Raw genomic sequence first — 1,758 nt, 5'->3', positions numbered from 1 at the left:
CCCGGTCTCATAGACCACCGTGCCCTTCGGCAAGCTCACCATCTCAAGATGCGGCTCAAGGAAGGCGAAGTCGTCCGGCTGCAACGCCGCCAGGAGATGGTTGGCGCGATGGTCCGCCGTGGTCGAAGGGATCATTCAAGAGCTCTCTTTGTCCGGACAGGACTCGCCCTGCCAGAGAAGAGGAAAGATAAGACCCACAGCCTGCTGGTGAAGCGCAGTGCCTGTGTCCTTCCCGATACAGCCAGAGCCCCGCAAATCAGCCATTCTGCTGGTGTCCAAAAAGGAGGGCTGCGGTGGCACTCCCTTGGGTCCTGGGGAAACGCCTCGGCCCATGGCTGGGGCGTTTCTTGTTGGCGGGAGCACGACGATGGCGGGCAAGAGCGTCACCCGAGAGGAGTTGATGGAGGCCGTTCGTCAGCAACTCGGCCTCTCGCGAGTAGAGTCGGCCGAGCTGGTTCAGCAGGTCCTTGAGAAGATTTGCGCGACCCTTGCCGCGGGCGAGACCGTGAAGCTCTCGGGCTTCGGCACGTTCACCGTGCGGGAGAAGGGCCAGCGGGTGGGGCGCAACCCGACGACGGGTGTAGAGGTGTCCAAAAAAGAAACCTCGTTCGGGGTAGAGCCGAACGGGGTTCCGTTCTGGAGGCTTGATACACGACGCAGCCTGGTTCGGGTATAGCAGCAGGAAGTGAGAGCCTTGGCCGAGCTCCGCCTACCTCTAAAGGATTAACTCCGGCGAAGAGAGGAACGCTCGGCGCCTATCTAGGTTTTTACTCAAAAGAATAGGCTTAAACTCTAGAGTAGCAGACGGGCGCGGTCGTGTTGTCTGCTGCGGGAGACTCTCGATGCGCTGCTATTTTCATCTCGTGAGCTCTCACGATGTCATCCTCGACGAGGAAGGCGTGGAAGTCGCCGACCTTGAGGCGGCGGAGGCCGAAGCGCGGAAAGCAATCCAGGAACTGCGAGAAGAGGACAGCGAAGCCGATGAGGATTGGCAGGGCTGGCAGCTCAACGTTACCGACAGGTCAGGGCACGTGATTTTGTCAATCCCACTTGATGAAACGCCGCAACAGAACGCGCTCAAGTGGGTCCAGTGCATCGCTCTGACGCGAGTGACTCAGGTGCACGGTACGCTGATCGGCACTGCTGGCGCAATGGATTACCTGAGCTGGGGTCTGCTGTCGTGACAACACCTGCAGGAAGAGAGTAAGGAACTCCCAATGATCTGCACCGATGGCGCTTGGGTGCTTCCCATGCCTTCCGGCCGTCCTGCCAGGGGAGGGTGAGACCTGCTTATATGAATTTCGCGAAAGGTCGTTATGGAACAGGAGAGAGGTGAGTTTGTTGCTAAGGAGCTGAGACAGACAGGATAAAGCTCCAGCATGAAGGCTGTCCTTGTATCCCTCGCTGTTGCAAGCTTCTCGACGAGTGTCATGGCACAGTCCGGTCCTACGACCCTGAACATGACTTGTACCCGAGCCAGGGGATCGTGGCCTCTCAGGGCGCGGCTGTGCTGCGCACGGGGCCAACGACCTAAGACCGCTACGTTCGGAACTCAAACGTCTGCGCGCTCGGAGAAACAGTCCGACCTGCGTGAGTAAGAACTGCAGATGTCGGCCAATGCCCCATCGGAGGGGTTTGCCGGTCCATCGAGATCGACATCGGGCAATGAATGGGACCAAGTTAGTCGACCCTGAACAACCCACAACTTGTTGCGGCTGAAGGATTCTTCGTCTTCGCGAAGCATTGTAAAATGCCGGC

1 protein-coding gene and 1 pseudogene are annotated in these 1,758 nt (G+C 58.8%); both read left to right on the top strand.

Going from position 1 to position 1,758, the window contains the following annotated elements; genetic code table 11:
* Positions 1 to 367: 367 nt before the first annotated feature.
* A pseudogene (locus DC522_RS33330) lies at positions 368 to 589 on the top strand (HU family DNA-binding protein); the annotation flags it as partial.
* Between the two features lie 253 nt (positions 590 to 842).
* Complete coding sequence (locus DC522_RS35620) at positions 843 to 1,184, top strand: hypothetical protein (RefSeq protein ID WP_205769926.1); 342 nt, start codon at positions 843 to 845, stop codon at positions 1,182 to 1,184.
* Positions 1,185 to 1,758 lie beyond the last annotated feature (574 nt).

This window comes from Microvirga sp. KLBC 81 (assembly GCF_003075415.1).
In the GTDB taxonomy this organism is placed as follows: Bacteria; Pseudomonadota; Alphaproteobacteria; order Rhizobiales; family Beijerinckiaceae; genus Microvirga.
The sequence above is the reverse complement of the archived record's forward strand: the minus strand, read 5'-3'. Positions and strand labels throughout refer to the sequence as shown.